We start from the raw sequence: 23,620 nt of genomic DNA on the forward strand, positions 1-23,620 counted from the left end.
TTAGCCATCCTTTGCCTCGGATCATGTCAGGCGTTTCTTCGTGCGGCCTTCATGGGCGCGCGCATTGGCGGGGTCGTCCGGCCAGTCATGTTTGGGATACCGACCGCGCATGTCCTTGGCCATGTCCTTGTAGCCGGCACCCCAGAAGCGGGCGAGGTCTTGCGTGGTCGCGGCCGGCTTCATGCCCGGCGAGAGCAGTTCCACAGTCACCGGCACGCGCCCCGCCGCGATTTTCGGATGTTCGGTCAGCCCGTAGAAGGCCTGTGCCCGCGCTGAAACCAGCGGGGCTCGCGGATCGAGCCAGTCGACGCGCGCTGTCTGGCCGGAGGGCAGGTCGAGGTGAAGCGGCGCATGCTGGCGCAGCGCTTCCTGCGCCGGCCAGTCGAAGGACTGGATCAGCGCATCGCGCACCTCCTGCGGCGACGGAACTGACGCGCCCTTCCGCCGCAACATCGGCAATAACCAATCAGCAGCGGACGCGATCAGCGGCGCGGCATCCTTCACAGGCGCTTCGATGAGGCCGGCCGCCGCTAGCACGCGCAGGCGGCCGAGTGTTTCCTCCACGGCGTCGGCCGCGCCGAGGGCAGCGAAGCCGCCCGTCTCCACGCCGGCCAGCATGGCATCGGCCGCAGCCTGGGCCGAAGGTTTCGGAAGCGGCGATTCCGAAAGCACGATAGCGCCAAGCGCCTTCACCCGCCGCGCCGTGAACTTGCCGGTCTTGGGATCAAAAGCCGCGCGATCTTCTGTGACCACGTTCTGGCTCGCCAGTGCCTCCGCCTCCGAGACCGGCAGCGCCAGAGAAATGCGCGGTTCCCGTGAAGCGCCCCCGAGATCGGCAATCACGAGCCATTCGGACTTTGCCAGACCATCCGTTCCCGGAAGGGTTGCCGCACGTCCGGTCGCCATCAGGTACGCTCCGTCCGATCCCGGCCGGCGGCGCGCGACCTGATCCGGCCAGGCGGATGCGAGCAGGCGCGCGAGGTCACCGCCCGGCCTGGCACCGCCGCCCCAACTGGCGGCCTGCGCCTTCAGGCTGCGGGCACGCGGGCCGTTATCGGCACGAAACCGTTGCAACCGGTCCCGCAAATCGCTGGAATCGCCGCCAATCCCGCGCTCGCCCGCCAGCGCCGCCACTTCTGCGGCCAGCGCCTTCTCCGGCGCGCCCGGCGCGGACGCGATCAGCGCCGCAAGGCGCGGCGCCATCGGCAGGCGCGCCATCTCGCGCCCCTTCGGCGTCAAAGCGCCGGCTGCGTCCAACGCGCCAAGTGTCAGAAGCTGGGCTTCAGCGGCGCGGTATTTTCCGGGTGGCGGCGCATCGAGCCAGACGAGTTTCGACGGATCGCGTTCCCCCCATTCTGCAAGCGCCAGAACAAGGCCTGAAAGATCGGTAGCGAGGATCTCCGGCACGGGCGCGGCATTTAGGCCGCGCGTGGCCTCTTCATCCCACAAGCGGTAACAGATCCCCGGCGCGGTTCGCCCCGCCCGGCCGCGTCGCTGATCGACCGAGGCGCGCGAGGCCCGCACCGTGCTGAGACGTGTGCCAAGGCCGCCTGCGTCCTCTTCCGCGACCCGCGCAAGACCGGAGTCGATGACGATCCGCACGCCTTCGATAGTGAGCGCGCTTTCCGCCAGATCGGTGGCCAGCACGACCTTGCGCTTGCCGGCCGGTGCGGGCGAAACGGCTGCATCCTGCTCGGCCGGCGACAAGGCGCCGAACAGCGGCGCGACCAGTACATCCGGCCCGAGATCAGATAGAGCATCGGCCGTACGGTGGATCTCCCGCGCACCGGGAAGGAAAGCAAGGATGGACCCTTCCTGCTCACGCAACGCCTGACGGATGGCTTTCGGCATCCGGTCTTCGATCCGATCACCGGAGCGTCCGAGATAGCGCGTTTCGACCGGAAACTGCCGGCCTTCGCTTTCGATGACCGGCGCGCCGATGACACGGGCCACCGCGCCCGTATCCAGCGTTGCCGACATGATCAGCAGGCGGAGATCCTCCCGCAAGGCGCCCTGAGCGTCGAGCGCCAGGGCCAACCCCAGCTCGGAATTGAGACGCCGTTCGTGGAACTCGTCGAACAGGACTGCGCCGACGTCCTTCAGTTCGGGGTCGTTGAGTATGCGCCGCGTGAACAGGCCGTCCGTGATCACCTCGATACGCGTGGCCGCCGAGACCTTGCGGTCTACCCGCGTCGTCAAGCCCACCGTCTGGCCGAGCCGCTCGCCGAGGCCCGACGCCATCCGCTCTGCCGCCATCCGGGCCGCGATCCGGCGCGGCTCGAGCATCAGGATACGCCCGGCAATCACCCCCTTCCCGCCGAGCAGGCCGGCCAGCGCAAGGGGCACCCGGGTGGTCTTGCCCGCCCCCGGCGGCGCCGCCAGCACGAGCCGGTTGCCGGCGCCCAGCGCGTCGAGGATCGCCGGCAGGACATCGTCAATCGGAAGGGGTGCGGACGCAGATATCATCGACGCTGGCATAGGGCGCCTCGGACCCGGCTGGCAAGGATCGCCCCGCCCAAGGTTGCCTTGAGCCGATCACCCCCCTACGGTTCGCGCCTCTAATCTGCGGGAGTGATGGATGAAGTTCTGGTTCGGGATCGACTTGTGGAAGCGGGTGCTGATGGGCCTGGTGCTGGGCGCCGCGCTGGGCCTGGTGCTTCGCCAAACGCTCGGCACAGACGCCGCCGCGGCCAACGTCAATGCTTGGGCCAAGCCGATCGGCGATGCCTTCATCAGCCTCATCAAGATGCTCGTGGTGCCGCTGATCTTCACCACGCTGGTCTCCGGCGTGCTCGCCATGGGCGATCCCAAGAAGCTCGGCAGCCTCGGCGGCCGGGCGCTCGCTATGTACATGGGCACGACAGTGATCGCGATCAGCTTCGGCCTTCTGATCGGCACGTTGATCCAACCGGGCGCCGGCTTCGACACGACAATGGCCAGCCCGGCAGACCTTGAATCGACGCGCGCCAAGCTGGCCGCCAATCCGCCGGCCGGCAGCGTTGGCGAACAGCTCATGCGCACGCTGCTCTCGATCATTCCCGACAACCCGGTCGCAGCGCTCGCCAAGGGCGATGTGTTGCAGATCATCTTCTTCGCCATCCTGCTCGGCATCGGCATCCTTTTGTCCGGCGAAGTGGGCAAACCGCTGGAGAACATCTTCAACAGCGCCTCCGAGGCGGTCATGAAGATGACGCTGATCGTCATGGAAACGGCGCCCATCGGCGTGTTCGCGCTCATGGCCTGGGTGCTCGGCCAGTATGGTCTCGGCGTGCTGACCGTGCTCGGCAAGATGACAGCGTCGCTCTACATCGCCTGCGCTTTGCACATGTTGATCACCTACGGTCTCATCATCAAGGGCATCATCCGGCTGCCGGTCCTGCCCTTCTTCCGGGGCGCGGTGGATGCGCAGGCGCTGGCCTTTTCAACCTCCTCATCGAACGCCACACTGCCGATGACGATCTCCTGCGCCACCAAGAACCTCGGCATCGGCAAGCCAGTCGCGTCGTCCGTGCTGCCGCTCGGCGCGACGATCAACATGGACGGCACGGCGCTCTATCAAGGCCTCATCGCCCTGTTCGCGGTTCAGGCCCTCGGCATACCGGTCACAGCGAGCATGTATGTGACGATCATCCTTATGGCGACGCTGGTCTCGATCGGCACGGCGGGCGTGCCGTCAGTGAGCTTGCTGCTCGCGACCACCACGCTCGGCATCGTGGGCGCGACGCCCGAACAGACCGTGCTGATCATCGCCCTGCTTTTCCCGTTCGACCGGATCCTGGACATGATGCGCACGGTGACAAACGTCACCGGCGACCTCGCGGTCGCTACGGCCGTTGCGAAATGGGAAGGCGAGCTGGACGAGGATGTGTTCCGTGCGCCCGACCGGGTCTGATCCGCACGCTGCTCCTAGAGCGAGGCGCCTTCAGGGTGGTGGGCGCTGTGTGACAACGTGGCGGGCACCTGAGCCGGCAGCCAGCAGGTCACCTCGAGCCCGCCGCCATCGACCGGCTTCATGCCGACCGTGCCGCCGTGCAGGTGGATGAAATGTTTCACCAGCGCCAGGCCGAGACCGGCGCCGCGCTGATCGCCGGAGACGAAACTGTCGAAGCTCGTGGCCCGCTTGTCGGCTTCGAGGCCGACACCATTGTCCCGTACACTGAGGGTTACCATGTCGCCCACACGCTGGGCCGACACGACAACTTCGCCGCCCGCTTCAGTGAAGCGCAGCGAGTTGGACACGAGATTGAACAGCACCTGTTTGATCCGGCGCGCGTCGGCACGGATCGTGCCCAGCTTGCCATGGATCTCCGACCGCACGGACACTTCGGTATCCTCGGCCTTGGAGACGACCATCTCGATGCCTTCGGTGATGAGGTCATCCAGATTGACCGTATCGAGATCGAGATCCATCCGTCCTGCCTCGATGAGGGCGAGGTCGAGAATGTTCTCGATGAGCTTGTTGAGGTGATCGGACGCCGACAGAATTGCGCGGACGTGATCGGCCTGGCGCTCGGTAAGCGATCCGTTGCGCTGCGTTTCAAGAAGCTCGGCATAGCCGAAGATCGTCGTCAGCGGCGAACGCAGCTGATAGCTGACATTGCGCACGAACTCGGTCTTCAGCCGGTCGGCCGCCTCGAACGCTTCGGCGCGGTCGCGCAAGGCCGACTCCACGCGCCGCGTTGCGGTGACATCGGCAAAGGCGATCAGCGTGTTGCCATCCGGCAGCGGGTTGGTGATGTAGGTCAGTAGCGAACCATCGGAGCGGCGCATCTCGCCCGTCGTGGCCTGACGCGCCGGTGCCGACGGATCCGTGATGTGCACCTTCATCGCTTCCCAGATTTCCGCATCGTGGAACAGCGGAACACAGGCCTTGACGACATCGTCATAGTCCGGCGTGTCCTTCAGGACATCCGGCGGAATGTCCCAAACGCGCTCGAAGGCGCGGTTGTGCAGGCGCAGCCGGCCATCGCTGCCGAACACGGCCACAGCTTCGTGCAGGTTGTCGAGCGTCGAACGCTGCGTCTTGATCAGCGCATTGAAGCGCGTCTGCAGGTCGAGCTGGACTGTAATGTCCTTGAACAGAAGAAGCAGGCCGCCCATCGGGTGGCGCTGGCGCGTCACTGAAAGCGTGCGCCCATCCGGCAGCGGCCACTTGTCTTCCTTGGTACCATCGAGGTCGAGATAGTAGGATATCTCCTCGGCGCGCCACTCGGCATAGTTCGGCCGGCCCGGCAGCTTGCGGCGCTCGCGCAAGCGGTCCAGCAGCTGGCCGTGCGTCGGGCGGTCCAGAAGGAAGGCTTCTTCAAGGTCCCACATGTCGCGGAACGCCTTGTTGTAGAAGGTCAGCTTGCGGTCTGCGCTGAAGATCGCAACTGCATCGGCCACATGGTTCAGCGTTTCATCATGGGCTTTGACGTGGCGGTTCAGCTCTTCGCGCGCATTCTCCTGCGCGGTGACGTCGAACGCCATCGCCCCTGCCCCGCCCGATAGCGGGAATGTCAGCACACGCATTGCGCGGCGATCGCTCTTGATGACGATATGGCGTGTCTCGTCGTGCTCCTGCCCGTCGGAAATCGTCTTGCGGGCCTGTTCGGCAACGGCCTGGTCAAGCATCGCCTGCTCTTCCAGCAGGCGGTCGAGGCTGGAGACATCGACGGCAGCCAGATAGGCCGGGTTGGCCCATTGCAGACGGCCCATGCCCGACACGCGCCAGGCAGGGAACGGCGCCTTGCGCAGCATGTCGAGAAACGCGGTCGGGTCGCGGGCGATGACCTGGCGGGCTTCTTCGAACTTTCCGCGCGCGGAGCTTTCTTCGAGTCCCTTGATGGTCGAGTCGGTGACCCAGACGACGGCGCGGGCGCCGGCCGTGCGCCCGTCGGCCTCGAGGAAGCGGCCGGACGGCCCGATGATGGTCAGCGAGAACGGATGGCCCTGCTCGCGCAACTCGCGCAGCCGGATGCGCAGCGTCGTATCCTGGCCCGCTGAATCGCGCGCCTCCAGATCGGCGATGCCTTCGACGATACGAACGGTCGGATTCTCGGAAATGGCCGCATCGGTAAAGCTGAGCAGGCCGGCCAAAGCGACCGACGATCCGAAGACGTCCGGCGGCGTGATTTCGTCGCCTTCAACTTCCAGCGCTTCGCCCTGCCAGACCAGGATCACGCCCGGATGGGCCCCGAGTACGGATTTCAGCGCCGCATTCTCGGTCTCGCGTTCGCCCGCGAGGTCCCGGTAACGTTTGGCGGCGCCGCGCGCACCGTCCGAAACCCGCAAAGCCCAGAGCAGCGCTCCGAGCGCCAACATGGCGGTGCCGACCGCCATGATCACCGGCACTTGTTCAGGATTCATCGGACCGTCGCCTTTCCATGCCCGCGCCCCGCGCCGCACGCGCACGACTCGGACAAGTTTATACTGGTTAACGATTGACGTCGCGACCGTTAAGGCAGGGTTAATTCTCGGCCTGCGAGGCTGTGTTCAACCCGGTTCCGGCGCTGCTGCAGAGTGTTGCAAATGCGCCACACCCGCTTAGGGTAACCATTGGCAAGCCTCAGGAGTCCCCGTTCCATGCGTCGCAATTTGCTGCCAATCCTTGCTGCTGCTGCCCTGTTTGCAGCGCTCCCCGTCAATGCACAGGCCGAAGACGGCACCGATGATCTGGTGCGCCTGCCGGGCCAGGGACTGGTGAAGCCTGATACCGCCGCTGCCCACCGCAAGCTGGACCGGCTGGTGCCCGGGGGCGGCCTGTTTGCCAGCTTCGACGCCAATTCGGACGGCCGCATTTCAGCCGAAGAGCTGGCGGCGGGGACCCGCGCGGCCTTTCTGGATGCTGACGCGAACGGCGACGGCCAGCTTGGCGCGCTCGAGCAACAGGATTGGGCGGCAAAGCTACCCACCCGTGACGATACGCTGACCAATCCGGTCCGGTTTGACCCCAACCTGGACCGGGTCGTGACCTTCGAGGAGTTCGAAGGCGTGATCGTGCAGCTGGCTGCCAACTATCAGGACAATGATGGCGTCATTGAAATGGCCCGCCTGTCCGCGCCCGAGCCCCGGCCCGAACGCGGCGAGGACCGCCGTCCGCCTGGACCGCCCCCAGGCAATCCCGGTAGCCGTGTCGCGGCCGACTGGAACTGAGTGGCGCTTGACAGGGCGGGCCAGTCAGGCGACCCCGCTGGCGGCATGACCCTCCCCTCCTATCCGACACCGCGTGGCAAGCTCATCCCCGGCGCAGCGCTGGCGCCTTACACATGGTTTCGCGTCGGCGGACCGGCAGATGTGCTCTTCCTGCCGGAAGATGCGGGCGATCTGTCCGCCTTCGTCGCCGCGCTGGATCCGTCGGTGCCCATCACGGTGCTGGGTGTGGGATCGAACCTGATCGTCCGCGACGGCGGCATCCCGGGCGTCGTGATCCGCCTGATGGGACGCGCCTGGGGCGAAGTGATGAAGACCGGCGAGCTGGAATTGACCGCCGGTGCGGGCGCACTCGACCTCGCGGTCGCCAAGGCCGCTGGCAAGCATGGCATGACCGGCCTCGAATTCCTCTCCGGCATTCCCGGTTCACTTGGCGGCGCAACCCGCACGAATGCGGGCTGCTATGGCCGGGAACTGAAAGACGTGCTGGTGCGCCTCGAAGGCATCACGCGCAGCGGTGAACGCCGGATCTATGGCGAAGGCCATACGCCGGTCGAATTCAGCTATCGTCATTCGGACCTGCCGGACGACTTCATCGTGACACGGCTTGTGCTCCGCGCCGCCGGGCTTGCTGACCCGGCATCCATCGCCGTCGAAATCGAAGCGCTCCAGACCCGCCGCGCCGAGACCCAGCCGATCCGGGAAAAGACGTCCGGATCAACCTTCGCCAATCCCGACCCTCCGGGCACGCCCGATCAGCGTTCAGCCTGGAAACTGATCGACGCCGCCGGATGCAGGGGCCTGAAGGTCGGCGGCGCGCAGGTCTCACCGCTGCACTGCAACTTCCTGATCAACACAGGCGATGCCACCGCCGCCGATCTTGAAGCGCTGGGCGAACTCGTACGCGCCCGCGTGCTCGATCATTCCGGTGTCAGCCTGCGCTGGGAAGTACGCCGCATCGGGCGCCTCCAGCCCGCCTAGAACGTGCCCTTCAGTTCGAAAGTCACGATCGGCCCGAAGGCCCGCGCAAACTTTTCGCTGCGCACAACCGTGCCATTGCGATCCGGCGCATAGACCGCGCGCCAGGTCTTGTCGCGCTGGTTGAAGAGGTTGCCGAGTGTAAACGTCGCCGTCATTCCCGCCACATCCTTGTTCTGGATATAGGCGAGCGCAAAGGCCGGCTCATTGCTGTTGAGTGAGACCTGGTTCAGCTGATAGCCCGGCTCGGACTTGTAACCTTCGACTGATCCGCCCCAGGCCCAATCCGTACCCGGAATATCCTGACGAAGCGAAGCACTGTATTCATAGATGAGATGGGAATTGATTGCGCGCTGGGCACCGGTCAGCGGATCCTCGACTTCGGTGTCATAATAGCTGCCATTGAAGGTAAATTCGGCGCCTTTGAACCCCAACCGCGACAGTTTCAGCGTGGATTGCGTCTCGATGCCGAACAGGCTGCCGGTATCGATATTCCCGGGTCCAGAACCGGTGCCGATCGGCACCTGATCCACCACGTCTTCAAGATCGACAAAGATCAGGCGGGTCGTTGTGGCGCCCCAGTCCTTGAAATCCTTCTGGGCTTCCAGATACAACCGCCAGGACTGGCTGGGAACGATCTCGGGGTTGCCGTCCGAGCCGTTTTCCTGCTCCAGGTTCACAGATGAGATGAAGTCGAAGAAGTCGAGCTGGCCGACACGGCGCTCCACCCGGGTCACCAGTTTCAACGTCTCGCTCTGCTGCCAGGACAGGCTCGCCTGACCTTTCGGCCGCGTGAAGGCCCGCTTGTTTTCGGCATCGCCGGTCTGGGACAGTTCGGAATATTCCGCGCCAGCTGAAACCTGCAGGTTCAGCTTCGGTGTCAGCTGCCGGCCATGCGTGAAGATCATCTCGGCCCGGCGTTCCTCGACACGGGAATTGGACAGGTCGAGCGGAATCTCCGTGAGCGGATCACCACCTGCCGCCTCGAGAAGGCGGCTCTCGGCCTCAAGGAAATTGAACGCGCCCTCAAGCGAGACTTGCCAGTCGCGCCCCTTGCCGGTCGAAAACCCGTATTCGCTGCGCAGGATCTGTTCGCCTTCATCCACCGTCTGCAGGAAGCGCTGTTCGAACGCGCTCGTCCCGTCGAGATTGCCGGACGAAAAATAGTCAACGAACGGGCTGTGTTCGAACCGGCTGAGTCCGATGAACTTCAGGCGGCCGGGGCCGGCACCGAATTCGATGTCGCCGCCGAGCTCACCGTTCCATTCGTCTTCCGAACTGTAGAAGAAGCGGCGTCCTTCCGGCCCACCGACCGGGAAGGTCTTCGAGATCTGCTTCTGGTCAGACTCTTCGCTGGCGAGGTTGGCATTCAGGTTCGCAACGAGACCACTGGCCGGCTTCCAGGCAAGGGAGCCAGAAAGCGAAACATTGTCTTCGATCACGGTCATGTCTTCGTCGCGCCGTTCGATGACCGTGCCGGTGCCGTCCCAGATATCGCGCCAGCCCGCATTGGCGCCGCGCCCCGGGCTGCTGTCAGCCTCGAAGGTCCAGCTCAGCGCGCCGTTGGCGCCGGACAATGTCAGGTTCAGGTCGTTAAAGGACGGTGGCAGGTTTTCCCGAATGCGGGTCTTCCAGCTCCAGCTGCCGTCCAGCGCGCCTTTTCCGTCCGTCACCACATTGACGACCTTGCCGGACAGGCCCGGAATGTCGGTCTGGTTCCCGTCGAGCACTTCGATGCGCACCACGCGCGCCGGCGAAATCCGGCCGAGCGCGGCCTCCGCGCCATTGGACTTGGCCGAAACCCTCTGGCCGTCGATCAGCACGTTGCCGCGCGCCTGGCCGAAGCCGCGATTGCCGCTGTCATCACTCTGGATCGCAAAGCCGGGCAGGCGTTGCACCATGTCCAGTGCGCTGACAGGCGAGTACTGGATGAAGTCTTCCGGGAAATACTCGGTACGGGTCGTCTCGTTTGGAGACGCCGGGAGCTCGGTCTCGGCCCAGGCGCCGCTCTGGCCCGCCATCACAAGGGCGGCGAAACTTGCGGATGCGATACGTGGCAGCGGCATTCAATGCTCTCCTCGGGCACCACCGCAAGCTTCAACCAAGCCCCGTCTTATGCCGTTTTTCATTATCGATTTTCCGCTTATCAATAATGACTACTCATGTAGTCAATCCTAATTCGTGCGCCAGAAGATATTTTTTCTGTAATCCGGCGGAATTCCGCCAGACAGCCGCCGCAGCCTGCCCTTTAAGCTCGTGTTCACCGCAGCGTTCCATCACAGGCGATGACGCGCGGAACGGGTCTCAGAAGGAGTTCGCATGAAACGGGTGGCGGTAATCTATGGCGGCTGGTCGTCCGAGCGGCCGGTTTCTCTCTCGTCCGGACGCCAGATGGCCGAAGCGGCGCGTCAGGCGGGCTATGATGTCGTCGAGATCGATGCGACGCGGGAGCTGGCCCGCCAGCTCGCCGAGGCCAGGCCGGACGCCGTGCTGAACGGCCTGCACGGTCCCTGGGGCGAGGATGGCTCCGTCCAGGGCCTGCTTGAGATCATGGGTCTGCCCTACTCCCATTCTGGCGTGCTTGCCTCCGCGCTCGCAATGGACAAGCTGAAATCGAAAGCCGTTTACCGTCAGGCTGGCCTTGATGTGGCGGAAGATCGCCGTGTTACCCGCGCCGAAGCCGCGGCCGCACACGCTCTGAAACCGCCCTACGTGATCAAGCCGGTCAATGAAGGCTCCAGCTTCGGTGTGCTGATCGTGCGTGAGGGCACCAACAGCCCGCCCCAGGAATTGATGGGCGAGGGTTGGCGTTATGGCGATTATCTGATGGCCGAAGAATACATTCCCGGTCGCGAACTGACCGTCGCCGTGCTGGGCGACCGCGCCCTGGCCGTCACCGAAATCACGACCTTAAGGGACTATTACGATTTCGATGCAAAATACGCGGCTGGTGGATCGCAGCACGTGATCCCCGCAGACTTGCCGGCGCACGTGACCAAGGCAGCGATGGACGCATCGCTCAAGGCTCATCTGGCGCTTGGCTGCCGCGGGGCGACACGATCTGACTTCCGCTACGACGAAAAGAAGGACCGGCTCGTGATCCTCGAAACGAACACCCAACCCGGCATGACGCCGACCTCGCTCGTCCCCGAGCAGGCCGCGCATGTGGGCATGAGTTTCGTGGACCTCGTCGCCTGGATGATCGAGGACGCCTCATGCCAAAGATAGCGCGAAACCAGACAGTCCCTTCCGGCCGCCGCCGTCCGGCGACGATCATCGACGAAGCCACGGGCGAAGAAGTCCGCGTCTCTTCGGTGATCTTCGGCATCGTGATGCTGGTCGCCATTCTCGTAGCCACCGCCGCCTGGATGGGCGGATCGATGTCGCAGATCGGCACGCGTTTTGGCGGTTTCGTCGATGACACCGCCCGTGTGGTCGGCATCGACGTCAAGGACGTCTCGGTCCTTGGTCTCGAAGACAATCCGGCCCTTGCCGACGAAGTCCGCGCCGCGGCGATGATCGAGCCTGGCGAAAACATGTTCCGCGCTGACCCGCACCTGATCCGGCGCCGCGTCGAGGCGACGAGCAAGGTGCTGAACGTGCGCGTTCACCGTCTATGGCCAGGCCAAATCGTGATCCTCGCCGACGCGGCCGACCCCGTGGCGCTGTGGCATGACGGCCGCCAATGGCAGGTCGTCGACGGCCTCGGGCGCATTCTGCCCGGCGCGCATGCTGAAGATCATCCCGACCTGCTGCGTCTCGCCGGACTCGGCGCTCCGGAAGCGGCCCCGAAACTGGCGGCGGCCCTCGCCGCTGCCCCCGACATCAGCGGCCGCGTCGCTGTCGCCACGCGCATCGGCGACCGCCGCTGGGACATGCGTTTCATCAACGGCGTCACGGTTCGCCTGCCGGAAGATCCGGCGCTTGAGCCGGCCATCCAGCGCCTCGCCAAGCTGCAGGTTCGCACCGCGCTCACCCAGCGTCCGCTGGAAATGATCGACCTGCGCAGCCGCGGCCGCGTCTATCTCCGCCTCGCCGACGCCCCTGCCGCCGAACCCGCCCCCGAAGATCACCGCGAGGGCAATGAGACCATCTGATGTCCGAACTCTCGTCCAAGCGCCTTGCCCGTCTTAACGGCCGCCCCACCGGCACCGTCGCTGCGCTGGACATCGGGTGTTCGAAAACCACATGTCTCATCGCCCGTCCGGATACGGACAATCCGCGCCGGATGACAATCCTGGGCGCCGGACGCCAGCAGACGCGTGGCTTTGCCGGCGGCACGATCACCGACATGGAAGGCCTCGAGCGCTCGATCCGCCTTGCGGTCGAGGATGCCGAGCGCGAAGCCGGTGAACCCATCACCGAGGTTATTCTCGGGATCACCGGACCCAAGCTGTCCTCGCGCCTCGTCTCGGCCACGGTCGACATCAGCGGCCGCGTCGTCACCGCGAAAGACGTGCGCCGCCTGCATACGCAGGCCTTGTCGCGCGCTGCGCAGACTTCCGGTGGACGCCAGGAAGAGATCCTGTCGGCCTGGCCCGTCGTCTACACGATCGACAAGGCCGCCGGCCGCGTGCGCCAACCGGTCGGCATGATCGCCGGGTCGCTCAGCGTGAAAATGTCCATTGTGTCCGCGCCGCGCGCCGTGGTGAACAATCTCGTCGAATGCGTCGGCCGCGCACATCTGGGCGTTCGCCAGCTTGTGCCCTCCGCAATTGCCAGCGGGGCCGGCACACTCATCGAAGACGAGATCGAGAACGGCGCTGTCTGCATCGATCTCGGCTCCGGCGTCACGGCCGTCTCGGTCTACCTTCACGGCTCACCCGCCTGGCTTGGCCTGGTGCCGGCCGGGGGCGCACACGTCACCGCAGACATCGCGCAAGGCATCGGCACCACGTTCGCCGCCGCCGAGCGCCTGAAGAACGTCTTCGGCACCGCCGATCTTGAAGGCCCCGGCCTGGCGGAACGCATCGAGGCCCCTCGCCTCGGCGACGATGGCCGCCTGCATGCCTCGCGCCTGGAGCGCGGAGAGATCGCCCGCATCATTGCGCCGCGCATTGAGGAAATCTTCGAGCTCGCCGCAAACCTTCTCGCCCAGAGCGATGTGCGCACGGTTCTGCCCCAGCGCGTGGTGCTGACCGGCGGCGCGAGCCAACTGCCCGGCGTTCGCGAAGTTGCCAGCCGCATACTCAAGACGCCAATCCGCCTCGGACGACCGGTCCTTGCTGAATCTTTAGGCGAACAACTGGCAACACCAGCTTTTTCAACGGCTTCCGGGCTGCTATTGTATCCTGAGTTGGGGTTCACAGACGCCGCGCGGGCTGGTGCGTCGTCGTTGGAAACAGAGGCCGGCGTAAGCCCGGGATGGACAAACGCGGTCCTGCATTGGCTCAAGGAAAATTTCTGACGCCTATTTGCGGCCACTTAAGCGTTTTTTAGCGGCGAGCGCGCATGTTCGGCGCTCAGCCAGCCCGGCAGACGCAGACGAAAAAAGAGGCGCGCCATGACCCAGGAACTTAAACCGCGAATTCTTGTCTTCGGCGTGGGCGGTGCGGGCGGCAATGCCATCAACAACATGATTGAGGCAAACCTCCAGGGCGTCGAATTCATCGTCGCCAATACCGATGCTCAGGCCCTCTCGCGTTCGCGCGCCGAGAACCGCCTCCAGCTCGGCGCCGGTACGACATCCGGCCTCGGCGCCGGCGCGCGTCCGGAAATCGGCGCCAAGGCCGCCGAAGAGTCCATCGACGAGATCCGTGCCTGTCTGGAAGGCGCCCACATGGTGTTCATCGCAGCCGGCATGGGCGGCGGCACGGGCACGGGCGCAGCGCCGATCATCGCACGCGCCGCGCAGGAAATGGGCATCCTGACAATTGCCGTGATCACCAAGCCATTCGGCTTCGAAGGCGCGCACCGCATGCGCCTCGCCGAAGACGGCCTTGCGAAGATCCGCAGCCATGTCGACACCATGATCGTGGTGCCGAACCAGAACCTGTTCCGCATTGCCAATGACAAGACGACCTTCGCCGAAGCCTTCCGCATGGCCGACGATGTGCTCTATTCCGGCGTGCGCGGCATCACCGACCTGATCGTGATGCCCGGCCTGATCAACCTGGACTTTGCCGACGTCAGCGCGATTATGCGCGGCATGGGCACGGCCCTGATGGGCATGGGCGAGGCAACCGGCGAAGGCCGCGCGCTCGAAGCCGCCCGCCGCGCCATCGACAATCCGCTGCTGGACGACATCACCATCAAGGGCGCACGCGGCGTGCTGGTGAACATCACCGGCGGCTATGACATGACCCTGTTCGAGCTGGACGAGGCGGCCAACGAAATCCGCCGCGAAGTCGATGCCAATGCCAACATCATCCTCGGCTCCGCGTTCGATCCCGAACTGGAAGGCCGAATCCGCGTCTCGGTCGTGGCGGCCGGGCTCGACGCCGCTGCCCGCCGCCTGCCGGCTGCTCAACCGATCGTGCAGCGCCCGGTCGAAGCCGAGCCTGTGATCGAGGAAATCGCCGCCGAAGAGGCCGCGCCTGCGGAAGCGCAGGAAGACGAAACCGCGGACATGGCTAACGAAGCCGTGGCCAGCGAAGCCTATGAGCAGGATTTCGACGCCGACGAGCGCCCCCGCGTAGTGACCCCGCCGCGCCACACCGCCGCGACGCCGGCGCCCGCGCCGACGGCAGGCATCTTCACCGAGCGCACCGATGCCCCTGCCCCGGACGCCGCGCGTGAAGGCGCGCCGGTCTCCTCCGGCTTCGCCAACCTGTTCGGCTGGCGCCGCCCGGCGCCGCAGGGCCAGAACGACACCGCGCCGGCCCCGCGCGGCACGGCGCCGGCCGCACCGATCATCTCCTCGCCGGATGATCACCCCGAGCCGGCTCCCTTCGATGATGCCGATCTGGAGATTCCGGCCTTCCTGCGCCGCTCGGCCAATCATTAACCGGCAGGTGTGGCGCTTGGGCGACACATTTCCTGCAGATTAAAATACAATACAATCAACATATTATAAGCACCCAAGCTCCCATTCTGTAACACGGCGAAACATCGCGTGTTTTGAGTGGGACCGGTGGGCAGGCCATGTAAGTCCCGAGACTTTGTGATCGGGCTGAGGACTGAACTCATGGCAGCTGAACGGCAGACGACGATTGCGCGCAAGGTGAGCTGTGCCGGCGTCGGCGTGCACAGCGGCGCCCGCGCACGCCTGACGATCCTGCCGGCCCCTGTAAATTCGGGCGTCCGCTTTGTCCGCGTTGATGTTCCGGCCGGCACCGGCGAGATCCAGGCCCATGCTGAGTGCGTTTCCGATACCCAACTCGGCACGACGCTGAGCAATGCGCATGGCGTGTCTGTTGCTGTCGTGGAGCACCTCCTGGCCGCGATTGCCGGCCTTGGCCTCGACAACCTGTTGATCGAGATCGACGGACCTGAAGTTCCGATCATGGACGGTTCATCCTCGGTCTTCTACGAGCTGATGATGATGGCCGGCCGGAAGACCCAAGGCGCGCCCCGCCGCCGCATCCGCATCCTGGAGCCCATTGAGGTGCGCGACGGCCCCAAGCATGCCGTGCTGTCGCCGTCGGACCATGATGTGCTGACCCTGCGCGCCAGGATCGAATATGACGACGCCCATATCGGCGTGCAGCAGATGGCCATGCGCCTCGCGCCGGGCATGTTTGCCCGCGACCTCGCCTTTGCCCGCACCTACGGCTTCGCCCGCGACGTCGAAATGCTGCGCTCCATGGGCCTCGCGCGCGGTGGCTCGCTGGAGAATGCGGTGGTGATCGGCGAAGACGGCATCATGAACCCCGAAGGCCTGCGCAGCGAAGATGAATTCGTGCGCCACAAGATGCTCGATGCCGTGGGCGACCTGATGCTGGCCGGTGCGCCGATTGCCGGCAATTATGACGCGGTCCAGCCCGGCCACGGCCTGAACAACCGCCTTGTGCGTGCCTTGCTCGCCTCGCCGTCGGCCTGGTGCTGGGAAGAAGCCGGAACATCCGCCGTGCTGGAAGACGTCCGCGCGGCGGTCTGATCCCTGCGCCGCGCGTCTTCAGCGGAGCCACCCTGCCATTCGGGCCTTGGAAAACCCGCCGCATTCGCGCTAAGCAAACGGGTCCTTCCGATCCCGTTGCACAGACAGGCCGCTCCCATGTCCCGACTCACCTCCCTGCCCCTGGCCATCGCTGTCTGCGCCCTCGCTCTCGGAGCCTGCCAGTCGACCGCGCGCAAGACTGAACTGGCTTATGTCGAGCGCCCGGTGGAGCAGCTCTACAACCAGGCCGCCAGCCGGCTCGATTCGCGCGAATATCCCGCCGCGATCGCCTTGTTCTCCGAAGTCGAGCGCCAGCACCCCTATTCGGAATGGGCCCGCAAATCGATGGTGATGTCGGCCTACGCGTCCTACAAGACGCGCGACTACACGACCGCCATCGCCGCCACGCAGCGCTACCTCGCGCTCCACCCTGGTGGCTCCGAAGCTGAGTACGCCTATTACCTGACCGCGCTTTGCTATTTCGACCAGATCACGGATGTCGGCCGCGACCAGGCGACGACCGAACAGGCCCGCGATGCGCTGAACGACATCGTTCGCCGCTTCCCCGAAAGCGAATACGCGAAGGACGCCCGCGTGAAGCTCGACATGGTCAACGACCAACTGGCCGGCAAGGAAATGACCGTCGGGCGCTGGTACCTGCGTTCGAACCAGACACTGGCCGCCGTGAACCGTTTCCGCAGCGTCGTCGAAAACTACCAGACCACCAGCCATGCGCCGGAGGCCCTGCACCGTCTCGTCGAAGCCTACCTGACGCTCGGCCTCAAGGACCAGGCGCTCGCGGCCGGCGCCACGCTCGGCTACAACTATCCGGACAGCGACTGGTACAAGATGAGCTATCGTCTGCTCACAAATGAAGGCGTGGACCTTGAAGCGGTGAGCGAATCGCAGCGCCGCACCCTGATCCAGCGCCTCATTCCCGGCGGCAAGTAAGCCGCCAGGCCTCAGGCCTCGCCAATCAGCTCAAGCCACTCGGCTTCGGTCATCGTACGCACGCCAAGCCCCTCGGCCTTGGCAAGCTTCGAGCCGGCGCCGGGCCCCGCCACCAGGATATCCGTCTTCGCGGAGACCGATCCGGCAACCTTCGCGCCGAGCGCCGTCGCTCTCGCCTTCGCTTCATCGCGCGTCATCCGCTCCAGCGTCCCGGTGAAGACGACCGTCTTGCCGGCCACCGGGCTATCCGTCGCGGCGGGCACTTCATCCTCGACTTCGACTTCCGAAAGCAAGGCCTCCAGCATGCCCCGGTTGTGCGGTTCGGACTCGAACTGGATCAGCGCCTTCGCCGCCGCGCCGCCGATACCGTCGATGCCGGTCAGCTCCTGATAACCCTCGCTGTCCGGGCCGCCTTCGGCCGCGCGCTTCACCGCATCCCAGAAGCTCTGCCAACTGAGGAAACTGCGCGCAAACTGGCCGGAGGTCGTCTGCCCGACATGACGGATTCCGAGACCATTGAGGAACCGCGCAAATGGCACCTTGCGGCGCGCATCGATCGATGCATAGAGCTTTTTCGCCGACGCCGCGCCGAAGCCATCCCAATCCTCAAGCGGCGGAATGCCCGCCGCTTCCATATTCGTCCTTAGGCGGAATATATCCTGCGGGGCGCGCAGGATGCCTTTTTCAAAGAACAGCTCGATCTGTTTCGCCCCCAGGCCATCGATATCGAGTGCCTTGCGTGACACGAAGTGTTTCAGCCGCTCGACCGCCTGGGCCGGGCAGATCAGACCGCCCGTGCAGCGCCGGCGGACATCGCTTTCGCCATCCTCATCCATTTCGCGCACGGCGGCCGAACCGCAGACCGGGCATTCCGTCGGCATCACCCAAGCAGGCCCCTCCCCGGCCGTCACCACGCGCAATACCTGCGGAATGACATCCCCGGCGCGCTGGATCTCGACCGTGTCACCCGGCTTCACGCCGAGGCGCGCGATCTCGTCTTCATTGTGCAGGGTCGCGTTCGACACGACCACGCCGCCGACCGTAACCGGCTCGAGCCGCGCCACGGGTGTCAGCGATCCCGTACGGCCGACCTGGATATCGATGCCGAGAAGGGTCGTCGTGGCTTTTTCCGCTGGAAACTTGTGCGCGATCGCCCAGCGCGGCGCGCGGCTGACAAAGCCGAGGCGCTGCTGCCAGTCGAGCCGGTCCACCTTATAGACCACGCCGTCGATATCGTACTCGAGGCCGGCACGCTTGGCTTCGATATCGCGGTAATAATCAAGGATCTCCTCAACCGTCAGGGTACGCATCATCAGTGGGTTGACCTGGAACCCCCAATCGGCCAGCTTTGCGACAGCGCCGGACTGGGTTTCCGCGAAAGGTCCGCTCGCCGCGCCCCAGGCATAGGCAAAGAACCGCAAGGGACGGGATTTCGTGATCTCCACATCCAGCTGGCGCAGGCTTCCAGCTGCTGCGTTGCGCGGATTGGCAAAGGTCTTGCGCCCCGCCTCTCCTTCGCGCGCATTCAACGCCGCGAAGTCCGCCTTCGCCATGTAGATTTCACCGCGGACCTCAATGGAGTCCGGCCAGCCCTTGCCAGCCAGCCGTTCAGGAATATCCGTCAGTGTACGTGCATTATCTGCAACATCCTCGCCGGTCTGCCCGTCGCCGCGCGTCGCCGCACGAACCAGCTTTCCTTTTTCATACGTGAGGCTCAGAGACAGCCCGTCGATCTTCGGTTCGGCCGTGATCGCCAGTTCCACGTCATCGCCCAGCGCCAGGAACCGCCGGATGCGGCCGACGAAATCCGACACGTCCTCATCCGCGAACGCGTTCTCCAGCGACAGCATCGGCACGCCGTGGCGCGCCTTGGCAAACCCGTCACCCGCCGCCGCCCCGACCCTTTCGGCCGGACTGTCCTCACGCACGAGGTGCGGGAAACGCGCTTCGATTTCGGCATTGCGCAGGCGCAGGGCGTCATACGCAGCGTCCGTCAGGACCGGCGCATCATTCTGGTAATAGGCGGCGTCCGCCTCCGCCATCTCCTGCGCCAGCCGCGCCAGCTCGGCTGCCGCTTCCGCCTCCGTCAGCGCGCCGACCGGTTTTCCGCCGTTCATGCATCCTCCAACAACCTCCCCGCGGCGGCCCGCGCCTCATCGGTGATCTCGGCGCCGGACAACATGCGGGCAATTTCTTCCTGCCGTGCTCCCGCATCTAGCGTGGCCAGCCGCGTCCCGCCAGCCTTGCCAGCTTTCTCGACGAGCCAATGCGCGTCCGCCGCTGCCGCAACCTGTGGACTATGCGTGACCGCCAGCACCTGGCGCGTGCCCGAAAGCCGCACGAACCGCTCACCGATGGCCGCCGCCACCGCACCGCCGACGCCCTGGTCGGCTTCGTCGAAGATCAGGGTGGCGGCGCTGCCTGCTTCGGCCAGTGCGCATTTGACCGCCAAGGAGACGCGCGCCAGTTCGCCGCCCGAGGCCACCTTGCGCAGCGGGCCGAAACCGGCACCCGGATTCGTCTCCGCTTCGAACTCCGCACGCTCGGCGCCGCAGGCGCCCGCTTCGTCTGCTGCAAGCGGTGTAAAGGCGACCCGGATCGTTGCCCGGCCGAGTTTCAACGGCGCGAGCTCTGTCGCAATCGCCGTTTCCAGCCGCGAGGCCGCCGCCCGGCGCGCCTCGCTCAAGGCATGCGCCGCGCGATGCCACCGGGCCTCTGCGGCTCGCTCTGCCTTGCGCGCCGCGCCGAGGCCTGCCTCGCCGGCTTCGGCGAGTTCAAGCCGCGCGGCCAGCTCTTCCCAACGGGCCGGCAGCAGGTCCGCGTCGCAGTTCAGCTTCCGTCCCAGTGCGCGCAGGGCGAACAGCCGCGCTTCGACGCCTTCGAGATCACCGGACTCGATCGGCAGACGCTCCAGAACAGCAATCGCGGTCTCTGCTTCGCGCAACTCGATCATCGCCCGCTCGATGGCCTCGCAGGCGGCCCGCGCCGCCTCGGGCAAGGGACCGGACGCGCCATCAAAACCCGGCAGCCGGCAGATCCGCTCCGCCGCTCGTGACGCCTTCGCCAACGCCGCCTCGGCGTCGGCCTCCTCCAACGCGGTCGTTGCCTCGGCGACGGCTTCCAGCAAACGTTCCGACTGCATCAGCTGCGCGCGCGTCTCGGCGAGCCGCGTTGCCTCGCCGGTCTGCGGCGCCAGCTTCGCCAGCTCACCCACCGTCTCCTGCAACCAGGCCCGCTCTTCGGCCGCCGCGTTCGCCGCGGCCTCTATCGCTTCGCGCGCGTCACGCGCATCGAGGCGCGCGGCATGCGCCACAGCGCAATCTGCCAGCAGCGCCTCGTTTCCCGCAAACTGGTCCAGCAAGCGCCGATGCACTGCCGGCCGCAGCAGGCTCGATGCCGCATGCTGGCCGTGCACTTCGACCAGCAACTCCCCGGCCTCCGCCAGCAAGGCCGCACTCACCGGCTGGTCATTGATGAACGCCCGCGCCGGGCCTTCGGCGCGCACCAGCCGCTTCAGCGTCAACGTCTCGCCCGGACTGGCCTCAACGCCGTGCCCGGACAGCAGCGTCCAGACCGGATGGCCCGGCGACGGCGCAAACTCCGCCGCGACGCTTGCCTGCGCCGCTCCGTGACGGATCACGGACCGGTCCGCCGCACCGCCCAGTGCCAGCGACAGCGCATCTAGAATGATGGATTTACCCGCGCCGGTTTCCCCGGTCAGGGCGGTGAAGCCCTCCCCCGGCGAAACGTCGAGCCGGGAGATGAGCACGAAATCACGGATGGACAAGGCGAGCATCATGGGCCGCTCGTACCACAAGAACAAAAGCGGAACAAATGGAATCTCATCCGAATCGCACTTGCGCCGGCTTCGGGCTTGCTTTCATCTTGTGCGATCACCGCCTGCGGCCCCAGGGGAGACGGATTGAACGCACGCACCGCCTTGATCAAAGCCGCGCTCTGGGGCGGGCTCAGCCTCGCGGCGCTGCTGGTCTGCGGCTTTTGGTATCTTGGCGCGGCCTGGCTGTCGGGGATGCTGCCCAGCGCCGGCAAGATGGCGCATGTGCCGCCCGGAAAGCCGCCCGCCTATCTCTGCGAAGCCGCCTTCCACACCGACCTCGCCCTGCCGCTCGATGGCGAGATCGCCAACTGGCGCAAGGATTTCCGCGGCTACCTGCCCGACTACCTGCCCCGGGACACCTACCTCCTGTTCGGCTGGGGGGATTCGGTCTTCTTCACAAAAGTTCTGTACCCTGAGGACCTTACCCTCTCGCGCGGCGTCACTGCACTGGCCGGCATGAACCCCGTCGCCATGCGCATCGCCCCGGTCTACGGCTCCGATGTCCGTGAACTCTGCAAGCCGCTCCCCGGCGGCCAGGAAACGAAACGCGTCCTGATCGACGAGATCCGCGCAAGCCTCAAGCGCGACAACGAAGGCAAGTATATCGAGATCGACACGGACGTGCCCGGTGAGCTCCTGCTCGCTGCCAAGGGACGCTACAGCCCCTTCAACACCTGCAACCAGTGGACCGCCCGCGCCCTCGGCAAAGCCGGCCTGCCGCACGCCGTCTTCGCGCCCTTTGCCTGGAGCGTGACCCATCCGCTGAACCTCGCCCAGGAAGCCCCACAAGATGACTGACCGCCCCTGCCCCGAATGGTATGCCCGGCCCCAGCTCGGCATCTTCATCCATTGGGGCATCTTCACGATTCCCGCCTGGGCCCCGCGCGGTCGCGCCATCCATGAACTCGTCGGCGATGATTTTGACATGAGCGCCGTGCTGACGCCCTATTCGGAATGGTATGAGAATGCCATGCGCGTCGAGGGCAGCGCCACGCGCGAACGCCACAAGCGCCTATATGGCGACAAGCCCTTCACAGACTTCCGCCCCGAATTCGACCGCGCCGCCGAGGCCTTCGATGCGAACGTCTGGGCAGACTTCTTCGTGGAAGCCGGCGCCACATATGTCGTCTTCGTCACCAAGCATCATGACGGATACTGCCTCTGGCCCACCGGTGTGCCGAACCCCCACCGCCCGGGCTGGAATACGTCGCGCGACTTCGTCGGCGAACTTGCAGACGCCGTCCGCGCCCGCGGCCTGCGCTTCGGCGTCTACTATTCCGGCGGTCTCGACTGGACCTTCCGCAACACACCCATCGCCAATATCGGCGACATGTTCGCCTGCGTGCCGACTGAAGAGGATTACCGCACCTACGCCCTCGCCCAAGCGAAGGAACTGATCGACCGCTACAAACCCTCGGTCTTTTGGAACGACATCTGCTGGCCAGACGTCGAAGGCGTCATCGCCCTGCACGACTATTACTACGCCGCCATGCCAGACGGCGTGACCAATGACCGCTGGCTCGCCGCCACCGACTTCTTCAACTCCCTGCGTGACCCTGACTCCCGCGCCAGCTTCAACGCGATGCTCAAGGCGCGTACCGCCGGCGGCCAGCAGGAAGAAACCCCCGCCCCCTTCGGCGATTTCCGCTGTGTCGAGTTCGGCCTCGGCGCCATCCCCAAGGAGCAGAAATGGGAATCCTGCCGCGGCCTCGGCCTTGGCTTCGGCTACAATTCGGATGAATTGCCGGAGGACTATATGGACGCTGATCAGCTGATCACTCTGTACAAGGACATCACATCGAAGCGCGGCAATCTGCTTATCAATATCGGCCCGATGGCCGATGCCTCCATCCCGGAGGTTCAAGCCGCCCCGCTGCGCGCCCTCGGAAAGGAGCTTCGCCAATGATCGACCATACGGGAACCGTCGCCCTCATCACCGGCGGCGCCTCCGGCATCGGCAAGGCCATCGCCGAAGCGCTGCGTGCGCGCGGCGCGCAGGTCATCATCGCCGACCGGCAGGCCGACCTCGCCCGCAGGGTTGCCGCCAGTCTCGGCGGTCTCGCCATTCCCGGCGACCTGTCTGATCCCGCCGTGCCCGCCGCCCTCATCGACGAGGCCTGGGCCTGGAAAGGCGGCCTCGACCTTGTCTGCGCCAATGCTGGCACAGGTGTGCGCAACCTTGTCCTGAAAGAAGACTTTGGTGCGGCGACGGAGCGCCTGTTTGCCGTCAACATGCAGGCGCCGATCCGCATCGCGCAGGCCTATGCTGCGCGACTTGCAAACGCCAACAAGCGCGGGCGCCTGATGATTACCAGTTCTGAAAACGCGCTCAGCCTCCCGGCAGGCGTACGCCGCAGCCGCATAGGTGCCTATGCCGCGTCCAAGCACGGCGTGCTGATCCTCGCCGAATGGCTGCGTGAGGAACTGGCGGGCGCGATCATGGACCTGCACGTCCTTCTGCCCGGCGCAGTCTATACACCGCTGGTGGCTGCCGGCGTGCCGGATTTCGACGCCGCACCCAAGGAGCTCGGCCTGATCATGCCGGAACGCTGCGCCGAGATCGCCCTCAAGGGCCTCGACCTCGGCCTGTTCTACATCCCGACGCACGCCCATATCGAGAGCGACATGCGTCCGCGCACGGAGGGTGTCGCCGCAAGCCTGAAGGCGTTGGGCCTGACCTGAAG

The 23,620-nt window shown here is 65.5% G+C and carries 17 protein-coding genes; 12 read left to right on the top strand and 5 right to left on the bottom strand.

The window, feature by feature from the left end:
• Positions 1 to 21 precede the first annotated feature (21 nt).
• The gene (gene hrpB / locus GC148_RS10565; RefSeq protein WP_291070713.1) at positions 22 to 2,466 is read right to left on the bottom strand and encodes an ATP-dependent helicase HrpB; all 2,445 of its coding nucleotides are present in this window, start codon (positions 2,464 to 2,466) and stop codon (positions 22 to 24) included.
• Positions 2,467 to 2,578: 112 nt separating this feature from the next.
• Between hrpB and GC148_RS10570 the strand changes: the two genes are divergently transcribed.
• Positions 2,579 to 3,892 (top strand): dicarboxylate/amino acid:cation symporter, encoded by a 1,314-nt coding sequence (locus GC148_RS10570; RefSeq protein WP_291070714.1) that lies wholly within the window; start codon positions 2,579 to 2,581, stop codon positions 3,890 to 3,892.
• Between the two features lie 14 nt (positions 3,893 to 3,906).
• Here GC148_RS10570 and GC148_RS10575 read toward each other — a convergent pair whose 3' ends face one another.
• Positions 3,907 to 6,348, bottom strand: a complete 2,442-nt coding sequence (locus tag GC148_RS10575) for a PAS domain-containing sensor histidine kinase (RefSeq protein WP_291070715.1) — start codon at positions 6,346 to 6,348, stop codon at positions 3,907 to 3,909.
• Positions 6,349 to 6,564: 216 nt separating this feature from the next.
• Here GC148_RS10575 and GC148_RS10580 point away from each other — a divergent pair, with 216 nt between their 5' ends.
• On the top strand, positions 6,565 to 7,134 hold the full coding sequence (locus GC148_RS10580) for an EF-hand domain-containing protein (RefSeq protein ID WP_291070716.1): 570 nt from the start codon (positions 6,565 to 6,567) through the stop codon (positions 7,132 to 7,134).
• A gap of 45 nt (positions 7,135 to 7,179) precedes the next feature.
• Positions 7,180 to 8,112, top strand: coding sequence for a UDP-N-acetylmuramate dehydrogenase (gene murB, locus GC148_RS10585; protein WP_291070717.1), 933 nt, complete (start codon positions 7,180 to 7,182; stop codon positions 8,110 to 8,112).
• Here murB and GC148_RS10590 read toward each other — a convergent pair.
• Positions 8,109 to 10,175 (bottom strand): TonB-dependent receptor plug domain-containing protein, encoded by a 2,067-nt coding sequence (locus GC148_RS10590; protein ID WP_291070718.1) that lies wholly within the window; start codon positions 10,173 to 10,175, stop codon positions 8,109 to 8,111. The two genes, murB and GC148_RS10590, sit on opposite strands and share 4 nt — an antisense overlap.
• Before the next feature lie 253 nt (positions 10,176 to 10,428).
• Here GC148_RS10590 and GC148_RS10595 point away from each other — a divergent pair, with 253 nt between their 5' ends.
• The 6 genes from GC148_RS10595 to GC148_RS10620 all read left to right on the top strand — a co-directional run bounded on the left by GC148_RS10595 (position 10,429) and on the right by GC148_RS10620 (position 17,098).
• On the top strand, positions 10,429 to 11,337 hold the full coding sequence (locus GC148_RS10595) for a D-alanine--D-alanine ligase (protein ID WP_291070719.1): 909 nt from the start codon (positions 10,429 to 10,431) through the stop codon (positions 11,335 to 11,337).
• A complete protein-coding gene (locus tag GC148_RS10600; protein ID WP_291070720.1) occupies positions 11,325 to 12,206 on the top strand; it encodes a cell division protein FtsQ/DivIB in 882 nt (293 codons plus the stop codon). The genes GC148_RS10595 and GC148_RS10600 overlap by 13 nt, the downstream gene beginning before the upstream one ends.
• Positions 12,206 to 13,516 (top strand): cell division protein FtsA, encoded by a 1,311-nt coding sequence (gene ftsA / locus GC148_RS10605; protein WP_291070721.1) that lies wholly within the window; start codon positions 12,206 to 12,208, stop codon positions 13,514 to 13,516. Before GC148_RS10600 ends, ftsA begins: the two co-directional genes overlap by 1 nt.
• Before the next feature lie 96 nt (positions 13,517 to 13,612).
• The gene (ftsZ, locus tag GC148_RS10610; RefSeq protein ID WP_291070722.1) at positions 13,613 to 15,055 is read left to right on the top strand and encodes a cell division protein FtsZ; all 1,443 of its coding nucleotides are present in this window, start codon (positions 13,613 to 13,615) and stop codon (positions 15,053 to 15,055) included.
• Between the two features lie 180 nt (positions 15,056 to 15,235).
• Positions 15,236 to 16,147: a UDP-3-O-acyl-N-acetylglucosamine deacetylase gene (gene lpxC, locus GC148_RS10615; RefSeq protein WP_291070723.1), complete on the top strand. Its 912-nt coding sequence runs from the start codon at positions 15,236 to 15,238 to the stop codon at positions 16,145 to 16,147.
• 117 nt (positions 16,148 to 16,264) lie between these two features.
• On the top strand, positions 16,265 to 17,098 hold the full coding sequence (locus GC148_RS10620) for an outer membrane protein assembly factor BamD (protein WP_291070724.1): 834 nt from the start codon (positions 16,265 to 16,267) through the stop codon (positions 17,096 to 17,098).
• Positions 17,099 to 17,109: 11 nt separating this feature from the next.
• Here the strand turns inward: GC148_RS10620 and ligA are convergent, their stop codons facing one another.
• Positions 17,110 to 19,215 (bottom strand): NAD-dependent DNA ligase LigA, encoded by a 2,106-nt coding sequence (gene ligA, locus GC148_RS10625; RefSeq protein WP_291070725.1) that lies wholly within the window; start codon positions 19,213 to 19,215, stop codon positions 17,110 to 17,112.
• Positions 19,212 to 20,897, bottom strand: coding sequence for a DNA repair protein RecN (locus GC148_RS10630; protein ID WP_291070726.1), 1,686 nt, complete (start codon positions 20,895 to 20,897; stop codon positions 19,212 to 19,214). Before GC148_RS10630 ends, ligA begins: the two co-directional genes overlap by 4 nt.
• Positions 20,898 to 21,020: 123 nt before the next feature.
• Here GC148_RS10630 and GC148_RS10635 point away from each other — a divergent pair, with 123 nt between their 5' ends.
• From GC148_RS10635 to GC148_RS10645, 3 genes are read left to right on the top strand one after another with little or no spacing between them, the layout of a single operon-like run.
• On the top strand, positions 21,021 to 21,734 hold the full coding sequence (locus GC148_RS10635) for a DUF2459 domain-containing protein (RefSeq protein WP_291070727.1): 714 nt from the start codon (positions 21,021 to 21,023) through the stop codon (positions 21,732 to 21,734).
• Entirely contained in the window at positions 21,727 to 22,842 is a 1,116-nt protein-coding gene (locus GC148_RS10640) for an alpha-L-fucosidase (protein ID WP_291070728.1), read from the top strand. Before GC148_RS10635 ends, GC148_RS10640 begins: the two co-directional genes overlap by 8 nt.
• On the top strand, positions 22,839 to 23,618 hold the full coding sequence (locus GC148_RS10645) for an SDR family NAD(P)-dependent oxidoreductase (protein WP_291070729.1): 780 nt from the start codon (positions 22,839 to 22,841) through the stop codon (positions 23,616 to 23,618). Before GC148_RS10640 ends, GC148_RS10645 begins: the two co-directional genes overlap by 4 nt.
• The last annotated feature ends 2 nt before the right edge of the window (positions 23,619 to 23,620 follow it).

The organism is Hyphomonas sp. (assembly GCF_016125515.1).
In the GTDB taxonomy this organism is placed as follows: Bacteria; Pseudomonadota; Alphaproteobacteria; order Caulobacterales; family Hyphomonadaceae; genus Hyphomonas.